This window comes from Bradyrhizobium sp. TM239 (genome assembly GCF_036247985.1).
In the GTDB taxonomy this organism is placed as follows: Bacteria; Pseudomonadota; Alphaproteobacteria; order Rhizobiales; family Xanthobacteraceae; genus Bradyrhizobium; species Bradyrhizobium ottawaense.
The window spans coordinates 470342-488516 of the sequence record NZ_BTIR01000005.1 but is presented as its reverse complement, the minus strand read 5'-3'; the positions used below and the strand labels follow the sequence as shown (position 1 = coordinate 488516).

18 protein-coding genes and 1 pseudogene are annotated in these 18175 nt (G+C 64.1%); 12 read left to right on the top strand and 7 right to left on the bottom strand.

The genetic code is table 11. From position 1 onward, the window contains the following. Positions 1 to 385: 385 nt before the first annotated feature. Positions 386 to 742, top strand: a complete 357-nt coding sequence (locus AABA84_RS11045) for a hypothetical protein (RefSeq protein WP_338312051.1) — start codon at positions 386 to 388, stop codon at positions 740 to 742. A 45-nt stretch (positions 743 to 787) separates the two neighbouring features. Here the strand turns inward: AABA84_RS11045 and AABA84_RS11040 are convergent, their stop codons facing one another. Together AABA84_RS11040 and AABA84_RS11035 are read right to left on the bottom strand one after the other, a co-directional pair. Beyond that, positions 788 to 1363, bottom strand: a complete 576-nt coding sequence (locus AABA84_RS11040; protein ID WP_338306708.1) for a hypothetical protein — start codon at positions 1361 to 1363, stop codon at positions 788 to 790. Between the two features lie 42 nt (positions 1364 to 1405). Beyond that, positions 1406 to 1936 carry a GcrA family cell cycle regulator gene (locus tag AABA84_RS11035; protein WP_212250283.1) on the bottom strand — a complete coding sequence of 177 codons (531 nt, stop codon included), beginning with the start codon at positions 1934 to 1936 and terminating at the stop codon, positions 1406 to 1408. Positions 1937 to 2101: 165 nt separating this feature from the next. Between AABA84_RS11035 and AABA84_RS11030 the strand changes: the two genes are divergently transcribed. Both AABA84_RS11030 and AABA84_RS11025 read left to right on the top strand, forming a co-directional pair. Then, a complete protein-coding gene (locus AABA84_RS11030; RefSeq protein WP_212250285.1) occupies positions 2102 to 2710 on the top strand; it encodes a S24 family peptidase in 609 nt (202 codons plus the stop codon). Between the two features lie 112 nt (positions 2711 to 2822). Then, on the top strand, positions 2823 to 3098 hold the full coding sequence (locus AABA84_RS11025; protein WP_338312050.1) for a hypothetical protein: 276 nt from the start codon (positions 2823 to 2825) through the stop codon (positions 3096 to 3098). A 14-nt stretch (positions 3099 to 3112) separates the two neighbouring features. Here AABA84_RS11025 and AABA84_RS11020 read toward each other — a convergent pair whose 3' ends face one another. Then, the gene (locus tag AABA84_RS11020) at positions 3113 to 4087 is read right to left on the bottom strand and encodes a quinone oxidoreductase family protein (RefSeq protein ID WP_338312049.1); all 975 of its coding nucleotides are present in this window, start codon (positions 4085 to 4087) and stop codon (positions 3113 to 3115) included. A 224-nt stretch (positions 4088 to 4311) separates the two neighbouring features. On the opposite strand from AABA84_RS11020, the gene AABA84_RS11015 reads away from it, so the two are divergent. From AABA84_RS11015 to AABA84_RS11005, 3 genes are all read left to right on the top strand, one after another. Beyond that, entirely contained in the window at positions 4312 to 4512 is a 201-nt protein-coding gene (locus AABA84_RS11015) for a hypothetical protein (RefSeq protein WP_018319162.1), read from the top strand. Between the two features lie 163 nt (positions 4513 to 4675). Beyond that, positions 4676 to 5623: an AAA family ATPase gene (locus AABA84_RS11010; RefSeq protein WP_338312048.1), complete on the top strand. Its 948-nt coding sequence runs from the start codon at positions 4676 to 4678 to the stop codon at positions 5621 to 5623. Positions 5624 to 5628: 5 nt separating this feature from the next. Next, positions 5629 to 7008 carry a vWA domain-containing protein gene (locus tag AABA84_RS11005; protein ID WP_338312047.1) on the top strand — a complete coding sequence of 460 codons (1380 nt, stop codon included), beginning with the start codon at positions 5629 to 5631 and terminating at the stop codon, positions 7006 to 7008. Positions 7009 to 7029: 21 nt separating this feature from the next. Here the strand turns inward: AABA84_RS11005 and AABA84_RS11000 are convergent, their stop codons facing one another. Then, complete coding sequence (locus tag AABA84_RS11000; protein WP_338306711.1) at positions 7030 to 7212, bottom strand: hypothetical protein; 183 nt, start codon at positions 7210 to 7212, stop codon at positions 7030 to 7032. A 351-nt stretch (positions 7213 to 7563) separates the two neighbouring features. Between AABA84_RS11000 and AABA84_RS10995 the strand changes: the two genes are divergently transcribed. Next, positions 7564 to 7785, top strand: a complete 222-nt coding sequence (locus tag AABA84_RS10995; protein ID WP_338312046.1) for a hypothetical protein — start codon at positions 7564 to 7566, stop codon at positions 7783 to 7785. A gap of 193 nt (positions 7786 to 7978) precedes the next feature. Continuing rightward, on the top strand, positions 7979 to 9298 hold the full coding sequence (locus tag AABA84_RS10990; protein WP_212250299.1) for a dicarboxylate/amino acid:cation symporter: 1320 nt from the start codon (positions 7979 to 7981) through the stop codon (positions 9296 to 9298). A gap of 12 nt (positions 9299 to 9310) precedes the next feature. On the opposite strand, the gene AABA84_RS10985 is transcribed toward AABA84_RS10990, so the two are convergent. Together AABA84_RS10985 and AABA84_RS10980 are read right to left on the bottom strand one after the other, a co-directional pair. After that, positions 9311 to 10684, bottom strand: a complete 1374-nt coding sequence (locus AABA84_RS10985; RefSeq protein WP_338312045.1) for a hypothetical protein — start codon at positions 10682 to 10684, stop codon at positions 9311 to 9313. A 101-nt stretch (positions 10685 to 10785) separates the two neighbouring features. Next, positions 10786 to 12045, bottom strand: coding sequence for an allantoate amidohydrolase (locus tag AABA84_RS10980; protein ID WP_338312044.1), 1260 nt, complete (start codon positions 12043 to 12045; stop codon positions 10786 to 10788). A gap of 367 nt (positions 12046 to 12412) precedes the next feature. On the opposite strand from AABA84_RS10980, the gene AABA84_RS10975 reads away from it, so the two are divergent. Further along, the gene (locus AABA84_RS10975) at positions 12413 to 12898 is read left to right on the top strand and encodes a nucleoside deaminase (RefSeq protein WP_338312043.1); all 486 of its coding nucleotides are present in this window, start codon (positions 12413 to 12415) and stop codon (positions 12896 to 12898) included. A 28-nt stretch (positions 12899 to 12926) separates the two neighbouring features. Here the strand turns inward: AABA84_RS10975 and AABA84_RS10970 are convergent. Further along, positions 12927 to 14029: pseudogene (locus AABA84_RS10970) on the bottom strand (hypothetical protein). Between the two features lie 555 nt (positions 14030 to 14584). On the opposite strand from AABA84_RS10970, the gene AABA84_RS10965 reads away from it, so the two are divergent. The 3 genes from AABA84_RS10965 to AABA84_RS10955 are packed head-to-tail and all read left to right on the top strand — an operon-like array spanning position 14585 to position 18135. Then, the gene (locus AABA84_RS10965; protein WP_338312042.1) at positions 14585 to 16156 is read left to right on the top strand and encodes an ABC transporter ATP-binding protein; all 1572 of its coding nucleotides are present in this window, start codon (positions 14585 to 14587) and stop codon (positions 16154 to 16156) included. Continuing rightward, entirely contained in the window at positions 16140 to 17231 is a 1092-nt protein-coding gene (locus tag AABA84_RS10960; RefSeq protein ID WP_212250306.1) for an ABC transporter permease, read from the top strand. Before AABA84_RS10965 ends, AABA84_RS10960 begins: the two co-directional genes overlap by 17 nt. Then, positions 17218 to 18135 (top strand): ABC transporter permease, encoded by a 918-nt coding sequence (locus AABA84_RS10955; protein ID WP_338312041.1) that lies wholly within the window; start codon positions 17218 to 17220, stop codon positions 18133 to 18135. Before AABA84_RS10960 ends, AABA84_RS10955 begins: the two co-directional genes overlap by 14 nt. Positions 18136 to 18175 lie beyond the last annotated feature (40 nt).

The following is an 18175-nucleotide window of genomic DNA, read 5'->3' as shown; positions in this document are numbered from 1 at the left end:
CCGTCACCCACCTGCGTCAAGAAGCGGCATCAATCACGCACATAGCTCCGATCGCCGTCAATCGGCACAACGTTTCTGCTTGTTTCCGATATGGCCGGACGTCGGGCTGCGAATGAGCGCTTCCCAGCGCCTACACGTATTTGTTGAGTCCGGCCTCGGCGGTTGTATCAGCGACGAAATGAAGATCGATCCCGCAACCGATCTCCCAGCGTCCCGATCCCGGCGCGGCTGTCGCCTCGGGATTCATCGGTCCCAATATGTTTCCGCCCGTGAACCGTTGTCCATGAACGAGCGACCAAGCGGTTGCGGCACGGCCACGCAGACAACGGGCGCCATGGCTGAAAACTCTCGATTCGGGCGCGCCTCAGCACCAAAGGACGACGGCATGCTTTCTCGCTGCGATCTCATCAAGGGCGCCGCGGTCGCGCTTTTCACCCTCTCGATACAAGGCGCATGGGCGCAGGAGACCAAGATGAACCTGTTCAAGATCGTCACCATCAAGGACGAAATCGTCGTCGGGTTGTCGGCAGACGAGCTTCAGGCGCTCGGCGGCAATGATGCGAGCGCGGTTGCGCACGCGCTGGCGCAGAAGGGTGATCTCACGGTCTGGCAATACAACGTGCATCGCGGCCCGAACGGCGAATTGCAGCAGGCCCCGACCGCCAGGATCGGTCTTTTGGCCAACGCCTCGCTCCGCGTCGAGCCCTATACGACGCCCTACCAGATCGTACCGCATCCGTGAGCGGCAGACTGGCACGCCCGCGGCTAAACCGCAGGCGTGCCATCGTCATCTGCGCCGTCCTGCCTGCTGTTTCCCCGTTTCCGTCGCAAAGCCGTAGAGCAGCGCCAGCCGGTCCAGGCACTCGCGAAAGCGCCGCGCGAAATAGTCGTTCCAGCGCTGCGTGCGGACGGCACGACGCTGCCCGATCTGATCCATGGTCAGGCCCAGCACCAGCACATCGTGCACCAGCGCCGCGCCGTCGGTCCCGAGCTCGCGCTCGACCTGGTTCAGCCGCAGCACCGCCTGGCGCTGGCTCTCGGTCACCGGCTCGCGCGTGCGCGCGCCATCGACATATTCGCGGGTCGGGTCCATCGCCTGCGGGCCCCGCTCCGCTCTCTCCCAATCGTTCTGGAAGGCGCGCCCGCCGAGATATTGCGCCTCGTCGATCTGGTGGTGTGCGTGCAGCCGTCCCAGCGGATCACCCCGGATCGACCGGATCGCCACGATCTTCTCGCCAGCATCGAGCGCCAGCGGATTGTCGACCTCGACCTCCGCCACTTCGGCATTGAACGGCACGTCGCGGGACCGCCGGTCGTAGATCTGCGCCAGTTTGTAGGACTTGTTGCGTCGGGCACGAGCCACTTGGATACTCCTTGCGACATTGACGATGGAACGGGTGAGAGTTCAGGCCGCGAAGACCAGCTTCAGCACGACGGGACCGGGGACACGGGCGGACGCAGCCCCGGAGCGACGCGTCAGGCCCGCATGCGGCGCGCAATAGCTGGAGCCCGGCTGGCGCGGATGGCCGCAGAAGGCGATCTCCTCCCCGTCCTTGTCGCCGCCATAGGGATAGCGGCAGTCGGCCGGATCGAGTTCGACCAGTTGGATCAGGCGCGGCTGAACGCCGACGCAGCGCAACTTCACCTGCACCGCAGGCTTCATTGCGGACTTCGGCGGCACGTTCAGGTTCGGTAGCACCGCGCGGCGCGGCGAAACCGGAAGCTCACCCGGCAAATAGGGCGCGACCGATGGGCTCGCGATCCATTCCGGTACGACAAGCCCGAGCCGCTTGGCGCGTCCGATCACCGCATTGCGCGTGTAAGCCGTTCCAAATCTTGCGTTAATCTGCCTTCCGATCTCCGCATAAGACATGCCTTTGAGAAAATAGTCGCGAAGCGCGTCGGAGTGCTCCGACGGCCAATGGCCCGGTTCCATGCTGCTGTCCTGTGATGCGCCTCCTCCGATCGCACGATCGTGGAGCGAAACAGACATTCCGGTATTCCGAAAATCAAGTCAAGCGAATAATTCTGATATTCATAATTGCAATAATTCCGAATTTCGGATTACAAGAGCAGACGATGGGTAATCGAGGGAATCACCATGTTGGACGTTGCAATGATCGAGCGGGGCCTGGAAAAGACGGGCAAGAGCAAGGGCGGCCTGGCGGCGGCCATGGGCGTGCGGCCCGGCGCGGTCTCGGAGATCCTCGGCGGCGAACGCCTGGTGAAGGCCTCGGAAATCATTCCGATCATGGAATATCTCGAGCTCAATCTCGCGCCGATCATGGGCCGCGTCGGCGCCGGCGCCGTGATCGAGCCGGATTACGAGCAGGTCCCCCCGGAGGGTCTCGGCGACATCGCGCTGCCCTTCCCGATCATGGAAGAGACCGTCGCCTTCGAGATCGTGGGTGATTCGATGCTGCCCAAATACGAGAGCGGCGACGTGATCGTGGTCTACAAGGACCAGCGCCATCCGCTGTCCAGCTTCTACGGCGAAGAGGCCGTAGTCCGGCTCAAGAGCGGCGAGCGCTATTTGAAGACGATCGAGCGGGGAAAAAGCCCCTCCGTCGTCAACCTCACCAGCTTCAACGCCAAGCCGATCGTCGGCGTGAAGCTCGAGTGGGTGGGTGAGATCTGCCTGTCCATGCCCAAGGGCCAGCTCGAGCGGCTGCGCGCCAAGTCGGCGCGCCCCCGCAAGAAGGGCAAGTAAGGCCTCACACGGCCAGCGATTTCGCTTTTTTAGAAATCTAGCTTGACTTGATTCCGTTTTTCGGAAATACTCTGCCGCGCCCCCGCAACGGGAGCGCGGCAGAGTCGTTTTGATGCAATATTTCGTCGTGATGATCGACTATGGACGGCGGGGCCGCGAGGCGGTCGTCGACCCCGAAGTCACAAGGCGCGAGGTCGTCTCCCGCGTCGCCTCGGGCGAATACCAGAATGTCTCGTTCATCCACGAGACCTCCGGGAGTTCGCTCGAGGACGTCACCGAGGCCATCCTGACCGAGGCCGCCCTGCCCCGGATCCCGCCCGAGGATATCGACCTCCAGGCAATTCACCTCGATCACGCCCGCGATCTGCGCAAGCACGAACGGACGTGACGCAGGCCCGGACGTTACACCAGAAGGACGGTCGATCCCGTGGTCTTGCGTGCAGCGAGATCGGCATGCGCCTTGGCGGCGTCCTTCAACGGATAGGTCTGGTGCACTTCGATCTTGACCGCGCCGGACTTGACGACGTCGAACAGCTCGTTCGCCATCGCGACCAGATTTTCGCGCTTGGCGGCGTAGGTGAACAGCGTCGGACGGGTGACGTAGAGCGAGCCCTTTTGCGCGAGCAGGCCGAGATTGAGCGGCTCGACCGCGCCGGAGGACTGGCCGAACAGCGCGGCGACGCCGAGCGGCGCGAGGCAATCCAGCGACTTCAGGAACGTGTCCTTGCCGACGGAGTCATAGACCACGGGGACCTTCTTGCCGCCCGTGATCTCGTCGACCCGCTTCACGAAATCCTCGCGGGTGTAGATGATGACGTGGTCGCAGCCATGCGCCTTGGCGAGCTTGGCCTTCTCGTCGTTGCTGACGGTGCCGATCACGGTCGCGCCGAGATGCTTGGCCCACTGGCCCAGGATCAGACCGACGCCGCCGGCCGCGGCATGCAGCAGGATGGTATCGCCGGCCTTCACCCGATAGGTCTGCCGGATCAGATATTGCGTGGTGAGACCCTTCAGCATCATCGCCGCCGCGGTCCTGTCGTCGACCCCCTCAGGCAGCTTCAGCAAGCGGTCCGCGGGGATCAGCCGCGCCTCGGAATAGGCGCCGAGCGGCGAGGCGCCATAAGCGACACGATCGCCTGGCTTCAGATCGGTGACACCGGGCCCGACCTCCTCGACCACGCCTGCTGCCTCGCTGCCGAGCCCGCTCGGCAGTTGCGCCGGATACAGGCCGGAACGGTTGTAGATGTCGACGAAATTGAGGCCGACGGCGGTGTGGCGGATGCGCGCTTCGCCCGCCCCGGGCTTGCCGACGCTGACCTCCTCCCAGACCAGGACTTCCGGACCGCCGGCCTTGTGAAAACGAATGGCATGCGTCATGGGCGTTGCTCCCTTATCGTTGGTTGAGGATCCAAAAAACCGGATGGGCCGCAGAAATAGGCATTCGGTCCGCCCGTTACAGTACAGACACGTAACAAGAATGTCACAGCGAGCGACAAACGTCCGCCGTTCCATCTCCGTTCGATAGAGTTGATGATGTGCCTGGAGCGACCGGCAGTAGCTTCTGCGCGGGGTTTGGTTGTCGCCTGCGAAGGAGAGCCGAGATGCCAGCTTATGTACAGCATCATCAGGACATCGAAATCGCGCCTGTGAATTGCCCGACATGCATGGGGTTCCTGCCGATGTATGTGCGCGAGGTCGAACCGCATTGGAGCCTTGCCAAGATCGACTTTGTCTATGAATGCGCCGATTGCGGCGCCGAGGTCAGACAGACGATCCGCAAGCCGGAGCTGCTGCGGCACTGATCGCGCGAACGGCGAGCCGCGCGAATATCCGCGCCGACACCTATTTGCGTCGAACGGAAAAAGCGCCGTCCGTGCGGGTCTGATGCCTCCCAAACGAGGCTTGTTCTTTGCCGGGAACGCAGGCAGAACAAGCCCCAAGCAAGACCTTTGGGAGCGCCCTTTCGTGGCTGATCAGAAGGCCTCGACCTCGATCGAGGCAGTGGAGAGCGGCCTCGCCGCGCAGGGCTATATCGCGAGCTGGCAGATCGCGACCGCCGTCTATTTGTCGCAACAGATCGAGAAGCCGATCCTGGTCGAGGGCCCCGCGGGCGTCGGCAAGACCGAGCTTGCCAAGGCGATCGCGGCCTGGCGCGGCATGAAGATGATCCGCCTGCAGTGCTACGAGGGTCTCGACGAGGCCAAGGCGCTCTACGAGTGGAAATACGCCAAGCAGCTTCTCTACACGCAGATCCTCAAGGACAAGCTCGGCGAAGTCCTTGGCGGGGCGCAGACGCTGCATGCCGCGCTCGACCAGCTCCACGATTTCGGCGACGTGTTCTTCTCCAAGGAATTCGTCGAGCCGCGCCCCCTGCTCCAGGCGCTGGAGCAGCCGGGCGGCTGCGTGCTCCTGATCGACGAGATCGACAAGTCGGACGCCGAATTCGAATCGCTGCTGCTGGAGATCCTGTCCGATTTCCAGGTCACGATCCCCGAGCTCGGCACCGTTTCGGCAATCACGCCGCCGACCGTGATCCTCACCTCCAACAGCGAGCGTGACCTCGGCGACGCCCTGAAGCGCCGCTGCCTGCATCTGCATATCGGCTTCCCCGAGCAGCGGCTTGAGGAGCGCATCGTCGAAAGCCGGGTCCCCGGCATCTCGCAGGCGCTGCGCCGGCAGATGGTCGGCTTCATCCACGAGATCCGTTCGCTCGATCTGAAGAAGCTGCCCTCGGTCAGCGAGACCATCGACTGGGCGCGCGTGCTGGTGCTGCTCCAGGCCACGGAGCTCGATACCGAAATCGTCAAGGACACGCTCAACGTGCTCCTGAAATACGAGGCTGACATCGAGGCCGCATCGCCGCAGGTGACGACGTTCATTGCCAAGGCGGCACGGTCCAACGTCTTCGGTTGACGCCGATGCGCGAGAACCTCCATCGATTCTTTCGGGCAGCACGCGGCGTCGGCGTCCACGTTTCGCCTGCCGAAAGCATCGATGCAATGCGCGCGGTCGCGCAGGTCGGCATCTCCGACCGCGCCGTCCTGCGCGATGCCCTGCTCCTGACGCTTGCCAAATCGCAGGACGAGAAGCTCGCGCTCGGCGACTGCTTTGATCTGTTCTTCAGCCAGCCTGAGCCGCGGCAGGATCAGACCGAAGCCAACAGCGAGGAGACCGCCTCGCAGGATTCGGAGCAGTCGCCCTCCTCCGGCTCGGCCAGCGAAGCGGGCGAGGGACAGCCTCCCGAGGGCTTGGGCCCGCTCGCGCAGATGCTGCTGTCGCAGGACCGCAACGCGATCGCCGCCGCCATCGCCGGCGCGTCCGGTGCCGCCTCCCTGTCAGATATCCGCTACTCCACCCAGCGCGGCATCTTTTCCAGCCGCATCCTCGACGCCATGGGTCTCCAGCGCCTGCGCGACGATCTCGACGCGCTGACCGCGAGCAACCCGGCGCTGGCCGAGCGTCTGCGCGCCGCGCTCGATGCCTTGCGTGAAGCCGTGCGCGACACCGTCTCGCAGGGGCTTGCGCTCTACGCGCGCGAGGAGGCCGAAAATCTCCGCAACGAGATTTTGCGCAACGCACCGCTCGCCCGCATCGAGCGGCGCCAGATCGCCGAGATGCGCGCCCTCATCCGCCAGATCGCGCGCCGCCTGCGCGAGCGCTACTCCAAACCCCGCAAGCGCCAGCGCCGCGGCCATCTCGACGTCCGCCGCACACTGCGCCGCAATGCGGCCTGGGGCGGCGTGCCTTTCCTGACCGCGTGGAAGCGCAAGCATCGCGACCGGCCGAAGATCGTGGCGCTATGCGACGTCTCCGGCTCGGTCGCGCAAGTCTCCGATTTCTTCCTGCTCCTGATCCACTCGCTGCACGAGGTGGTCGACGACGTCCGCTCTTTTGCCTTCTCCTCGCACATGATCGAGGTCAGCGAGATCCTGGAAAAGAAATCGCCGGAAGAGGCGATGGCCGAGATCATGTCCAAGGTCGGCTTCGGCTCGTCCGATTACGGTTCTTCGCTGGTCGATTTCGAGAAGGACTTCATGAGCACGCTGACGCCGCAGACCACGGTGATCGTGCTCGGCGATGCCCGCAGCAACAACCTCGACCCGCGTGCCGACATCCTGCGCCGCATCTCCGAACGCTCGAAGCGGTTGGTCTGGCTCAATCCCGAAGGACGGCTCGCCTGGGGCTTTGGCGATTCCGAGATGCCGCGCTACGCGACCTTCTGCACCGTCGTGCGCCAATGCGCCACCGCGCAGCAGCTCGAGCGCGCGGTGTCCGACATCGTGGCAACTTATCAATAGATCTTCCACGCGCGGCCAGCGTCAGTTTCGCGCAAGCTCCGCCTGGCCGATGTTGCACTCCCGGAAGTGATAGGCAATTTCGTCGAGCGCGCGCTGCTCCCATTCCTGGGCTTGCGCGAGCCAGAAAACCCGACGCTCGAAATCGAGCGCGGCACGCTCCCGGCACAGGGATTCCTGACTGCGAATTTCGACCAACCTGCTCATGCACTCCACTCCTGCCGCGTGAAGTCATTCCCCGGGAATTACCGTAACAGAGTCCTCAACCTTTCGCCTCACGATTTCTGTGCATATTGCGACGCAGAATGGGACAGCAGCGCTTCCCGTGCACCGCGGAAACTTGCAGTGCAGCATCAATCCAAAATCATCAATATGTGATCGAAACTCGGGACGATGTTTGCTGTCGAACGATCTTTACTCTTGTGGCGCAATGAAGTGCGGCAATTCGTGAAGAGACGTTCTAAACAGCGCACCGAATTCCCGACTCATTGTCGTCGCATGGTCTTCATGCAGCGCCGCTAACAGAGGCGCGCGAATGGTACTATCGCTTGAGGCAGCATGAGCAACGATATCGACTTCGATCTTTCGCCGGACCAGTGGGAAGCCCTGCGCACACTTCGCAACCCGGTGTCGGGCGGTCGCCTCTCGAGGGCCTATCTTATCGAAAGTCTCGTCAAGTTCGGCCTCGTTGTCGTCAATGACGGCGTACCCGTGATGACGCCCACGGGACGCAAGGCGCTCGTGCGCGGATCGTGCCGGCTGCTGGATCTTGCAGCGTGACGATGCCCTTTGTTTCGGCGAAGGCATAAAGGCGGCATCCCTCGCTCCCCACGCGATTTGTTCGGCGAGATGGCATCGCGGCCTCGACACCAGAGCGACGTCCTGCGCCGCTTTCCGGAATTCTCCGCGACATTCTGGCACGGTTGTTGCTCCTGTTTGACGTCCAAGTCGCGTCAAACCGGGGGAATTCACCATGTCGACCATCACCGCGGCGCCCGCCGCCGAGCCGAAGCCGCTCTACACCTCGCTGTTCGTCCAGGTCCTGGCCGCGCTGGTGCTTGGCGTCATCCTGGGCATGGCCGCCCCGGATTTCGCGATCGGGCTCAAGATCCTCAGCGACGCCTTCCTGAAGCTGATCTCGATGATCGTGGCACCGATCGTGTTCTGCGTCGTCGTGCACGGCATTGCCGGCGCCGGCGACCTCAAGAAGGTCGGCCGGGTCGGCGTCAAGGCGCTGCTTTATTTCGAGGTCATGACGACCGTCGCACTCGTCGTCGGCCTGCTGCTCGCTTACCTCTTCGGCCCCGGCCACGGCATGAACATCGATCCCTCGACACTCGATGCCAAGGCGCTCAACACCTACGCCGACAACGCCCACAAGCTGTCCGGCGGCGGCATCGGCGCCTTCCTGATGAACGTGATCCCGACCACCTCCTTCGATGCGCTGTCGCGCAACGACGTGCTCCAGGTGCTGTTCTTCGCGGTTCTGTTCGGCGTCGGCCTCGCGCTCGTCGGCGGCGAGAAGGGCAAGCTCGTCACCACCATGATCGATGCCGCGTCCACCGTGCTGTTCCGCGTCATGGGCCTGATTGTCCGCGTTGCCCCGCTCGGCGTGCTCGGCGCGGTCGCCTACACCGTCGGCAAATACGGGGTCGGCTCGCTGAAGCAGCTCGTGTCGCTGGTGATGCTGTTCTACGTCTCGGTCGGCATCTTCGTGCTGGGCGTGCTCGGCGGCGTGATGGCGCTCGCCGGGATCAACATCCTCAAGTTCCTCGCCTACCTGCGCGAAGAGCTGACCATCGTGCTCGCGACCGCCTCCTCCGATGCCGTGCTGCCGCAGATCATGAAGAAGCTGGAGCGGATGGGCGTGAAGGATTCCGTGGTGGGTCTCGTGATTCCGACCGGCTATTCCTTCAACCTCGACGCCTTCTCGATCTATCTGACGCTCGCCGTCGTGTTCATCGCCCAGGCGACCAACACGCCGCTGTCCTTCGGCGACCTCCTGCTGGTTCTCGGCGTCTCCCTGATCACCTCGAAGGGCGCGCATGGCGTCCCGGGTTCGGCGATCGTAATCCTGGCTGCGACGCTCAATGCGGTGCCGAGCATTCCCGCGATCGGCCTCGTGCTGGTGCTGTCGGTCGACTGGTTCATCGGCATGGCCCGCGCGCTCGGCAACCTCGTCGGCAACTGCGTGGCGACGGTCGTGGTCGCGGCCTGGGAAGGCGATCTCGACCGCGCCAAGGCGGCCAAGGTGCTGGAGGGCGGCGAGCTGGTGGACGTGACGGCGGGTTAGCGCCCCGCTGGATCAGTCGTTCCATTGGAGGAGCGGCGTCCCATACGCCCTCCTCCAGACCGACAGGAAGCGCGGAAACCAGGAATGGGCCACGGCGCCCTTATAGGCCCAGGTGCGGTACTTCAGCCCCTGTTCCGAGATCAGCTCCTGATATCCGCCGTGCACTTCGGTCGCGGTGCGAATGTCCTTCAATATCCCTTGCGCGCAGGCCAGGTAGTGATCGCGGCCGGAGACCTCGTCGTAGTCGAGCATCCGGTCCGCGAACTCGACGTTGAACGTCGGCCAGGATGAGCGCCCCTGATAGGCGGGAGCCGCAATCTTGTGGATCATCTTGTTCCGCGGATTATCCGCGGACACCAGGAAGTGGAACGTAGAGGGTATGCGGAAGCGCGGCTCCGCGATGATCAGATCCGCCGTCGCCGCGAACAGCGCCCGCTCGCTCGCATCGTTCATATTCCAGAAGCCGCGATGCACGCTGACGAAATCCAGCGCGACCGAGGACACCGGCGATCCCTTTGGACCATCCAGCGAATGCCTGATGTAGCCGTCCCTGCCGAACAGACGGAGCAGGTCCTTCTTGTGCTGCGCGAGGCTGCGTCCGAGCAGCCGCTTCAGCTCGCTCTCGTCGACGATGCCAAGCTGCACGCTCCACACGAAGGTTGTGTAGACGCAGGCATTGGTGACAAAGCGCCTGCGTTCCGCACGGGTATCCGTTGCGGCGGAGCGAGGGCCACGGGCATCACACAGCAAATAGCTGGTGCCGTCATCGTCGAACGGCTCCAGCTCGCTTGCGAGCTGCAGGATCGCACGCTTCAGGTCACCGCCATATTCGGCCAGCAGCAGGCGGCCGGCATGCGCGCATTGCGACATCGCCAGATAGGACGGCGCCCTCTGATCGGCCGAGATCATCTGCTGCAGGCCGGCCAGAATGCCGAGCAGCGTATCCGACGGACGCGAGAAATAATTCACGCCGAGGTACCGACCGCGCCCCGCCGGAACGATGGTCGTCGTGACGACATCGGCGCGAACCGCCTCCAGCAGCAAACGGATGCTCTTGTCGAGCAGCCGGGCCCGCCGCACTGCGTCCTGCGCATCCATGATGGTCTCGGGGTCGAGGACATCAGGATAGAACCAGGCGAAGTCACGGGGATAATAGGCGGATGCGTGCGGCGCGCCGGTGACGAGGAAGGCCTCGGTCACCGAAAAGGCGCTGTCCATCGAGTGCCGGTAAAGGTCCTCGATCGCCGACAACGAATGGTGCGACTTTCTCAGGAATCGATCACCGAGAAAATTGACAGCCTGGAGGGCGTTGGCGAAAAAGGCCGCGGCCACGCCTTGGTAAAATCGGTTTCCGCGATCTGAGGGCAACGAGATATCGCTATTCATATATGGCTAGGGTAACTCCGATGGTGCGGCCACCACCCAAAGCATGGCTGATTCGTATTTCGTCCAGATGACGTACCGGCTTCCAGCGGGGCTTCTTCAGCCTACCCTTCCCGGGGCCTGAAATTCTCGATCACCCGCAGCAGCACCCGCGCACCGGCGCCGGCATCGGCGAGCTCCACATGCTCGTCCGGGTGGTGGCTGATGCCGCCGCGGCAGCGGACGAAGACCATGCCGATATCGGCGATGTCGATCATGGCCATGCCGTCGTGCCCTGCCCCGCTCGGCAGCTCGAACACCGAGAAACCCTCCGCTCCGATCGCCTGCGCGATCTGCTCCTTCAGCCACGGCGCGCAAGGCGCGGTGCGGTTCTCGTGGGTGACGTCGAGCTGGAGGGCCAAGTGCCGACGCCTGGCGATCGCCTCGATCTGGCGGACGATATCGGCGACCGCGCGCTTGCGGTGCATGTCGGTCGGCGCGCGCATGTCGATGGTGAAGGACACCTCGCCCGGAATGACATTGGTCGCCCCGGGCCTCGCTTGGATGTAGCCGACCGTGCCGACAAGCCCACTCGCGTCGGTGCGGCAAAACTGCTCGATCGCCCCGATGCATTCGGCCGCGCCCGCGAGCGCATCACGCCGAAGCGCCATTGGCACCGTGCCGGCGTGCCCGGCCATGCCGGTCAGCCGCGCGGCAAGGCGCGTGGCACCGGCAATCGCGGTGACGACCCCGACAGGCAGGTCCTGCGCTTCCAGCACCGGCCCCTGCTCGATGTGCAATTCGAGATAGGCAAGCAGCTCGCGCCGCGTCCGCGCGGCCGCTCCGATATGATCGGGATCGAGGCCGAACTGCACGAGCGCATCGCGCATCGACACACCGTCGCGGTCGCGCGCATTCAAGACACTCTCGTCGAAGGTGCCGGCCACCGCACGGCTGCCCAGCAAGGTCGAAGCGAAGCGCACGCCCTCCTCGTCGGCAAAGCCGACGATCTCGATCGCGAACGGCAGGCGCTTGCCACGGCGATTGAGATCGGCAACGCAGGCAATGGCCGTGATCACGCCCAACGGCCCGTCCCATTTGCCGGCATCGCGTACGGTGTCGTAGTGCGAGCCGAGCATCAGGCAGGGCGCGCCGGGCCGCTCACCTTCGTAGCGGCCGCAGACATTGCCGATCGCGTCAAGACGCGCGCTCATGCCGGCCTCGCGCATCCAGCTCAGAAGGAGGTCCGCCGCCTTGCGCAGCTCCTGGGTGAGATAGGTGCGGGTGAGGTTGTCGCCCGCTTCCGAGATCGCAGCCAGATCGTTGATCGCTCGCACGATCTCTTCGCCGAGCGATGCATTTTGAACGGCGTTGACGGCACTCATCTCGACGAGCTTTCTCTTCTCTGGACCGGGGCAGCGGCTGTCCTGGCGACAATCGGTACACGTTCGGCGGCACATCACGCACCAGCGCCCGTCTCAACCGGCGCGTGGTTAGCATGAATGCGCGTACGCGGCAGGCTGCGTCGCGCCGGTCATGCACAGGCGCGGCTCAACACCATAGTTTCATCCTTATCAGGGCCCGAGCGGCCCGCATAATCAATATTTTTCAATCGGTTATCCGGAAGATACCGTCAACGACCCCGGCCGGCTGGTCGAGATGCTCCACGCCGAATTCGTGTATGAAGGACGGGCCAGCGAAGCCGGTCGCGGACCGGCCGGCGCATGGCGGGGCACTGACCGCGGAGGATCGATGGCCAACGCATCCGAGCGCGACGAGCATTTTCTGCGTCTGTCCTTCGCGGTCGCCCGCCGCTCCCTCACCCATGGCAACCACCCGTTCGGCTGCATCGTTGTCGATGCGGGCGGCAAGGTGCTGATCGAGACCGAGAACGGCTACATGCCGGATCATGACGGCACCGCGCATGCCGAACGTCTCGCGGCCACCCAAGCCTGCCGCACACTCGGCCGCGAGGTGCTGGCGACAGCGACGCTCTATTCCTCGGCAGAGCCCTGCGCGATGTGCGCCGGCGCGATCTATTGGGCCGGCATCGGCCGCGTCGTCTACGGCCTCAGCGAGCAGCGCCTGCGCGGTGTCACCGGCAACCATCCTGACAACCCGACCCTCGACCTGCCGTGCCGCGAGGTCTTTGCCAGCGGCCAGCGGCTGACCGAAGTCGTTGGTCCGCTGCTCGAGGACGAAGCCGCAGCGCTGCACGATGGCGTGTGGACGAAGTAGACACAAACTCGGATCAGTAGGGTGGCGATCAGAACTTCACGGTGATACCGGAGTAGAGCGAGGACTCGGTGCACGATCCCGTGCTCACCGTCCGGCCACCGACCGCCGTGGTACAGCCGACGGCAAGGTTGTGATCGAGACCGAACTTGTTCTGCCAGTAACGGTAAGCCACCCAGATGTCCACGAAGTGGGAGTACTTGTCACCCCAGGCGGCCTTCGAGGCATCGAAGGTCAGGCGGATCGGCTCCGAATTCAACTCGACCGCCGTGTTGTAGACGCCGTTCGCCGGGCTGTAGGGAAGCGGCTGGGTGTCGGTGCCCTTCTTGCCGTACCAGCCGGCGCGGCCGCTGATCGAGAAATATTGCATGTTCGGCGGCAGGAAGCCGAGATCCATGTAGTAATTGACCTCGACCGCCCAGGTCGGCTTGAACGAGGTGTTGCCGTCTGCAAGACAGGTCACGCCGGGAACGCCCGCACCGAACAGTCCGCACTGGCTGAACGAGTTGTGATTGGCGAACTCCCAGTACACCAGCGGTGCAACGTTGATGTAACCCTTGTAGGGCAGATCGAACGCAAACTGCAGACCGCCGACGACGTCGCGCTTGGCGGCGCCGAAATACCTGTTCTCGGTGTTGGCATCCATGCGACCTCGAACGAGATGTTGTGAAGCGGCCCCGCGGTGAAGGTCTTGGTGTCGAAGAGCTCATTCCAGCCGAACGTCGATCGGAACAGCCCGTAGATCTCCGTTGCACCGGCGCAGTTTGCTGGCGCGCCGAAGATCGTGCCCGCGTTGGTGCAGGGCCCGGCCGGATCGTTGTGATCGGACTTGAACATCGAGATGGTGAAGAAGTTCGTGCCGTACGCCCAAGCGTCGAAATGCGTGAACGAGTAGACCTGCTTGGTGGCCTTGCTGTCGATCGACCCATCCGGCCGGAACGACCATGCACCGGGCTGCGAGGCGTTGAAGATGTAGGAGAAGGTGACGCGGTTATCGATCACCAGGAAGAACGGAAGGTCCGACGCTTTCTTGGCAGCCTTGACCGGCAGATCCGCCGCCTGAGCCAGGCCACCGGTGGCGAGCGTGGCAAGTGACAGCGCCGCTGCTGCAATTGCCTTGAAACGAAACGACATCCTGAATACCCCCAAGTGTGGACACGTCAATGAACGCCCTGGGGTGCGAGACTTGCGCCGATCTCCCGGAGGGAGAAGCCTCAACTTTTTTCAAGGCATGCCGCTTGTTTCGGCAAGGGGCGGCGTTTCTTCGTGGGATTTAGCAGGTTTTCTTCAGCGGGCACGCGACCGGCGACGCCGGCTATTGCCGGACATTCCCGTTTGATTTCGCTCTTCTTTCATACCGAGCGGACATTGCGGGCGCGATGGTCGGGAGCCAATGTTGCGTCGATCCGCAGTGCATAAGCGCGATGGCGCAACTTTGCTCACTGCGACGTCAGGTCTGCATAGCGGGTTCCGATTTGGCTTGGACCGTCACAAATCTGCAACAGGCGCCCGCACCCGCATGCCCGAGCGCCGGCGTTTGAGCAGGGATCTTCGTCCCGGTCGGCGCAAGCGCACCGACACAAGGTGCCTGCCGACGCGTTGAGCAAGGGATGACGCATTTTCACACCTTACGCCGGGGTCCAAACTGGCCCACTATTGGGGCATTTCACCATGCAAGCGCATCAGCGAATGTTGGATCCGACACCTGACGGCCTGAATTCCGGCGAGCCCCCGCTGCTGCGGACGATCGGACTCACCAAACGCTACGGGGATTTCCTCGCCAACGATTCCATCGACATCGATATCCGGCCGAGCGAAATCCACGCCCTGCTCGGCGAGAACGGCGCCGGCAAGTCGACGCTGGTCAAGGCGATCTACGGGCTGATCCAGCCCAGCGCCGGCGAGATTCGCTGGCAGGGCCAACGAATCGTGCTGTCCGGTCCCTCCGAAGCCCGCAGCCGCGGCATCGGCATGGTGTTCCAGCACTTCTCGCTGTTCGACAATCTCACCGTCGCCGAGAACGTCGCGCTCGGCCTCGATGGGCGAGAATCCTTCAAGGACATGTCGGCGCGGCTCGAGCAGGTGTCGAAGCTCTACGGCCTTCCGCTCGATCCCAAACGCGAGGTCTGGCAATTGTCGGTCGGCGAGCGCCAGCGCATCGAGATCGTCCGCGCGCTGATGCAGGATCCGAAATTCCTGATCCTGGACGAGCCCACCGCCGTCCTGACACCGCAGGAAGCCGATCAGCTGTTCATCGTGCTGGAGCGGCTCAAGGCCGAAGGCCGCGCCATCCTCTACATCAGCCACAAGCTCGAGGAGGTGAAGCGGCTCTGCGACACCGCCACGATCCTGCGCGGCGGCAGGAAGGTCGAGACCTGCAATCCCCGGCGCGAGACCGCCGCTTCGCTGGCGCGCATGATGGTCGGCGGCGAGATCAAGCAGGTGAAGGCGGCATCCGGCCGGAAGACCACCGTTCCCCGTCTCGTCGTCAACGATCTTTCGCTCGCACCGAGCGAGGCGCATGGCGTAAGGCTCAAGCACATCTCGTTCGAGCTGAAGGGCGGCGAGATCCTGGGCATCGCCGGCGTCGCCGGCAACGGCCAGGACGAATTATTCGCCGCACTGTCCGGCGAGCGGTTGTCGAAGGATCCCGGCACCGTCGTGATCGAAGGCATTGCCGCCGGCCATCTCTCGATCACGGAGCGACGCAGGCTGGGAGCAGCTTTCGTTCCCGAAGAGCGGCTCGGCCATGGCACCGCGCCGCGCATGAAGCTCTCCGAGAACGCGCTGCTCACCGGACATGCCGCCAGCGGCATGGTCCGTCGCGGCTTCATCAATACCGCGGCCACGCTGAAGACCGTCGACCGCGCGACCGAGACGTTCGACGTGCGCAAGGCCAAGCGCGATCCGGAAGCCGCATCCCTGTCCGGCGGCAATTTGCAGAAGTTCATCGTGGGACGCGAGATCCTGCGCAACCCTGCGGTGCTGGTGGTGAGCCAGCCGACCTGGGGCGTCGATGCCGGCGCTGCCGCCGTCATTCGCCAGGCGCTGCTTGATCTTGCAACCGCAGGGGCCGCCGTGCTCGTCACCAGCCAGGATCTCGACGAGCTCGCGGAGATCGCCGACCGCATCGCCGTGATGTTCCACGGCAAGCTGTCAGCACCGCTCGCGACCCGCGAGGCAACGCGCGAAAAGCTCGGCCTTCTCATGGGCGGCAGCAGCCTCGAGCCGAAGGAGGCCGCGCATGCAGCTGGTGCTTGAGAAGCGCGCCGAACGCTCGGGCACGATCGCGCTGGTCTCGCCGCTGATCGCGATCGGCCTGACGGTCGTCACCATGGTCATCCTGTTCGCGATCCTCGGCAAGAATCCGCTGCTCGCCTTGCACGCCTATTTCATCGCGCCGCTCACTGACAGCTACTCGCTCCAGGAGATCGCGGTGAAGGCGACGCCGCTGGTGATGATCGCGATCGGGCTGTCGCTCTGCTATCTCGCCAATGCCTGGAACATCGGCGCAGAGGGCCAATTCCTGATCGGCGCAGTGGCAGGAAGCTGGATCGCGGTGAAGACGCAAGGCACCGATGCCGGCGCCTGGGTGCTGCCGGCGATGCTCGTGCTCGCTGCCGCCGCGGGCGCGCTCTATGCGCTGATCCCGGCGATCTGCAAGGTGAAGTTCGGCGCCAGCGAGATCCTGACCAGCCTGATGCTGGTCTATGTCGCCGACCTCTTTCTCGACTATCTCGTGCGCGGGCCCTGGCGCGACCCCAACGGCTTCAACTTCCCGACCACGGCCGAGTTCGATCCGGTGGCGACCGTCCCGTTGCTGATCGAGGGCGGCCGGCTACATCTCGGCTCGATCATTGCGCTTCTTGTCGTCGCCGCGGCCGCAATCCTGCTCGGGCGCACCCGCAAGGGATTCGAGATCCGCGTGGTCGGCGCAGCCCCCCGCGCGGCACGGTTCGGCGGCTTCAACGCCAATCGACTGATCATCCTGACCTTCGCGGTATCGGGCGCGCTCGCAGGGCTTGCCGGCATCATCGAGGTCGCTGGTCCCGTCGGACATCTCCAGCCTGGCATCTCCCCGGGCTACGGTTTTACTGCGATCATCGTTGCCTTCCTCGGTCGGCTGAATCCGCTTGGAATATTAATTGCAGGCCTTTTCCTTGCGTTGACCTTTATCGGCGGCGAGCAGGCGCAGATCGCGATGAAGATTCCGTTGGATGTCACCAAGGTCTTTCAGGGCATTCTGCTGTTCTACGTGCTCGCCTGCGATTCCCTGATCCTCTATCGATTCAAGCTGGTGTTCCCGAACCGAGAGGTGGCCCGTGGAACTCATTGAAGCCATCATGCTGGCCGTGCTCGCCGCGTCCACGCCGCTCCTGATCGCCGCGACCGGGGAGCTCGTGACCGAGCGCTCCGGCGTGCTCAATCTCGGCGTCGAGGGCATGATGATCGTTGGCGCGGCCTGCGGCTTTGCCGGCGCCTGGCTCACCGGATCGATCTTCATCGGCGCGCTGTTCGGCATCATCGCGGGAACGATGATGTCGCTGATCTTCGCACTGATGGCCCTCGGGCTCGCCGTCAACCAGGTCGCGACGGGTCTTGCGCTCACCATCCTCGGCGTCGGGCTGTCCGGACTGATCGGCGCCGGCTTCGTCGGAGAGCGCATCACGCCGGCAATCCATCTCGCTATTCCAGGCCTTACCGACATCCCGCTGGTCGGGCGCGTGCTGTTCGGCGAGGACGGCTTCGTCTACTTCTCCATTGCACTCGTCGTCGGCGTCTGGTGGTTCCTGTACCGCACGCGCGCGGGATTGATCCTGCGCGCCTGCGGCGACAATCACGTCTCCGCGCACGCGCTCGGCTATCCCGTGCTGCGCATCCGCACCTTCGCCGTGATGTTCGGCGGCGGCTGCGCAGGCCTTGCCGGCGCTTATTTGCCGCTCGCTTATACGCCGTTCTTCATCCCCGGCATGACCGCGGGCCGCGGCTGGATCGCGCTGGCGCTGGTGGTGTTCTCGTCCTGGCGGCCGGGCCGGCTGGTGGTCGGCGCCTATCTCTTCGGGGCCGTGACGATCCTGCAGTTGCACGCGCAAGGCTGGGGCGTCGGCATTCCCTCGCAGCTCATGTCGGCGCTGCCTTATCTCGCGACCGTCATCGTTCTGGTCCTGCTCTCCCGCGCGCGCAGCGGCGGCTCGACCGCCCCGGCCGCGCTCGGCACCGTGTTCGTGCCTGACCGCTGAATTCATTTCCGCGGCGCGCGCGATGGGGCGCGCGCGTTGC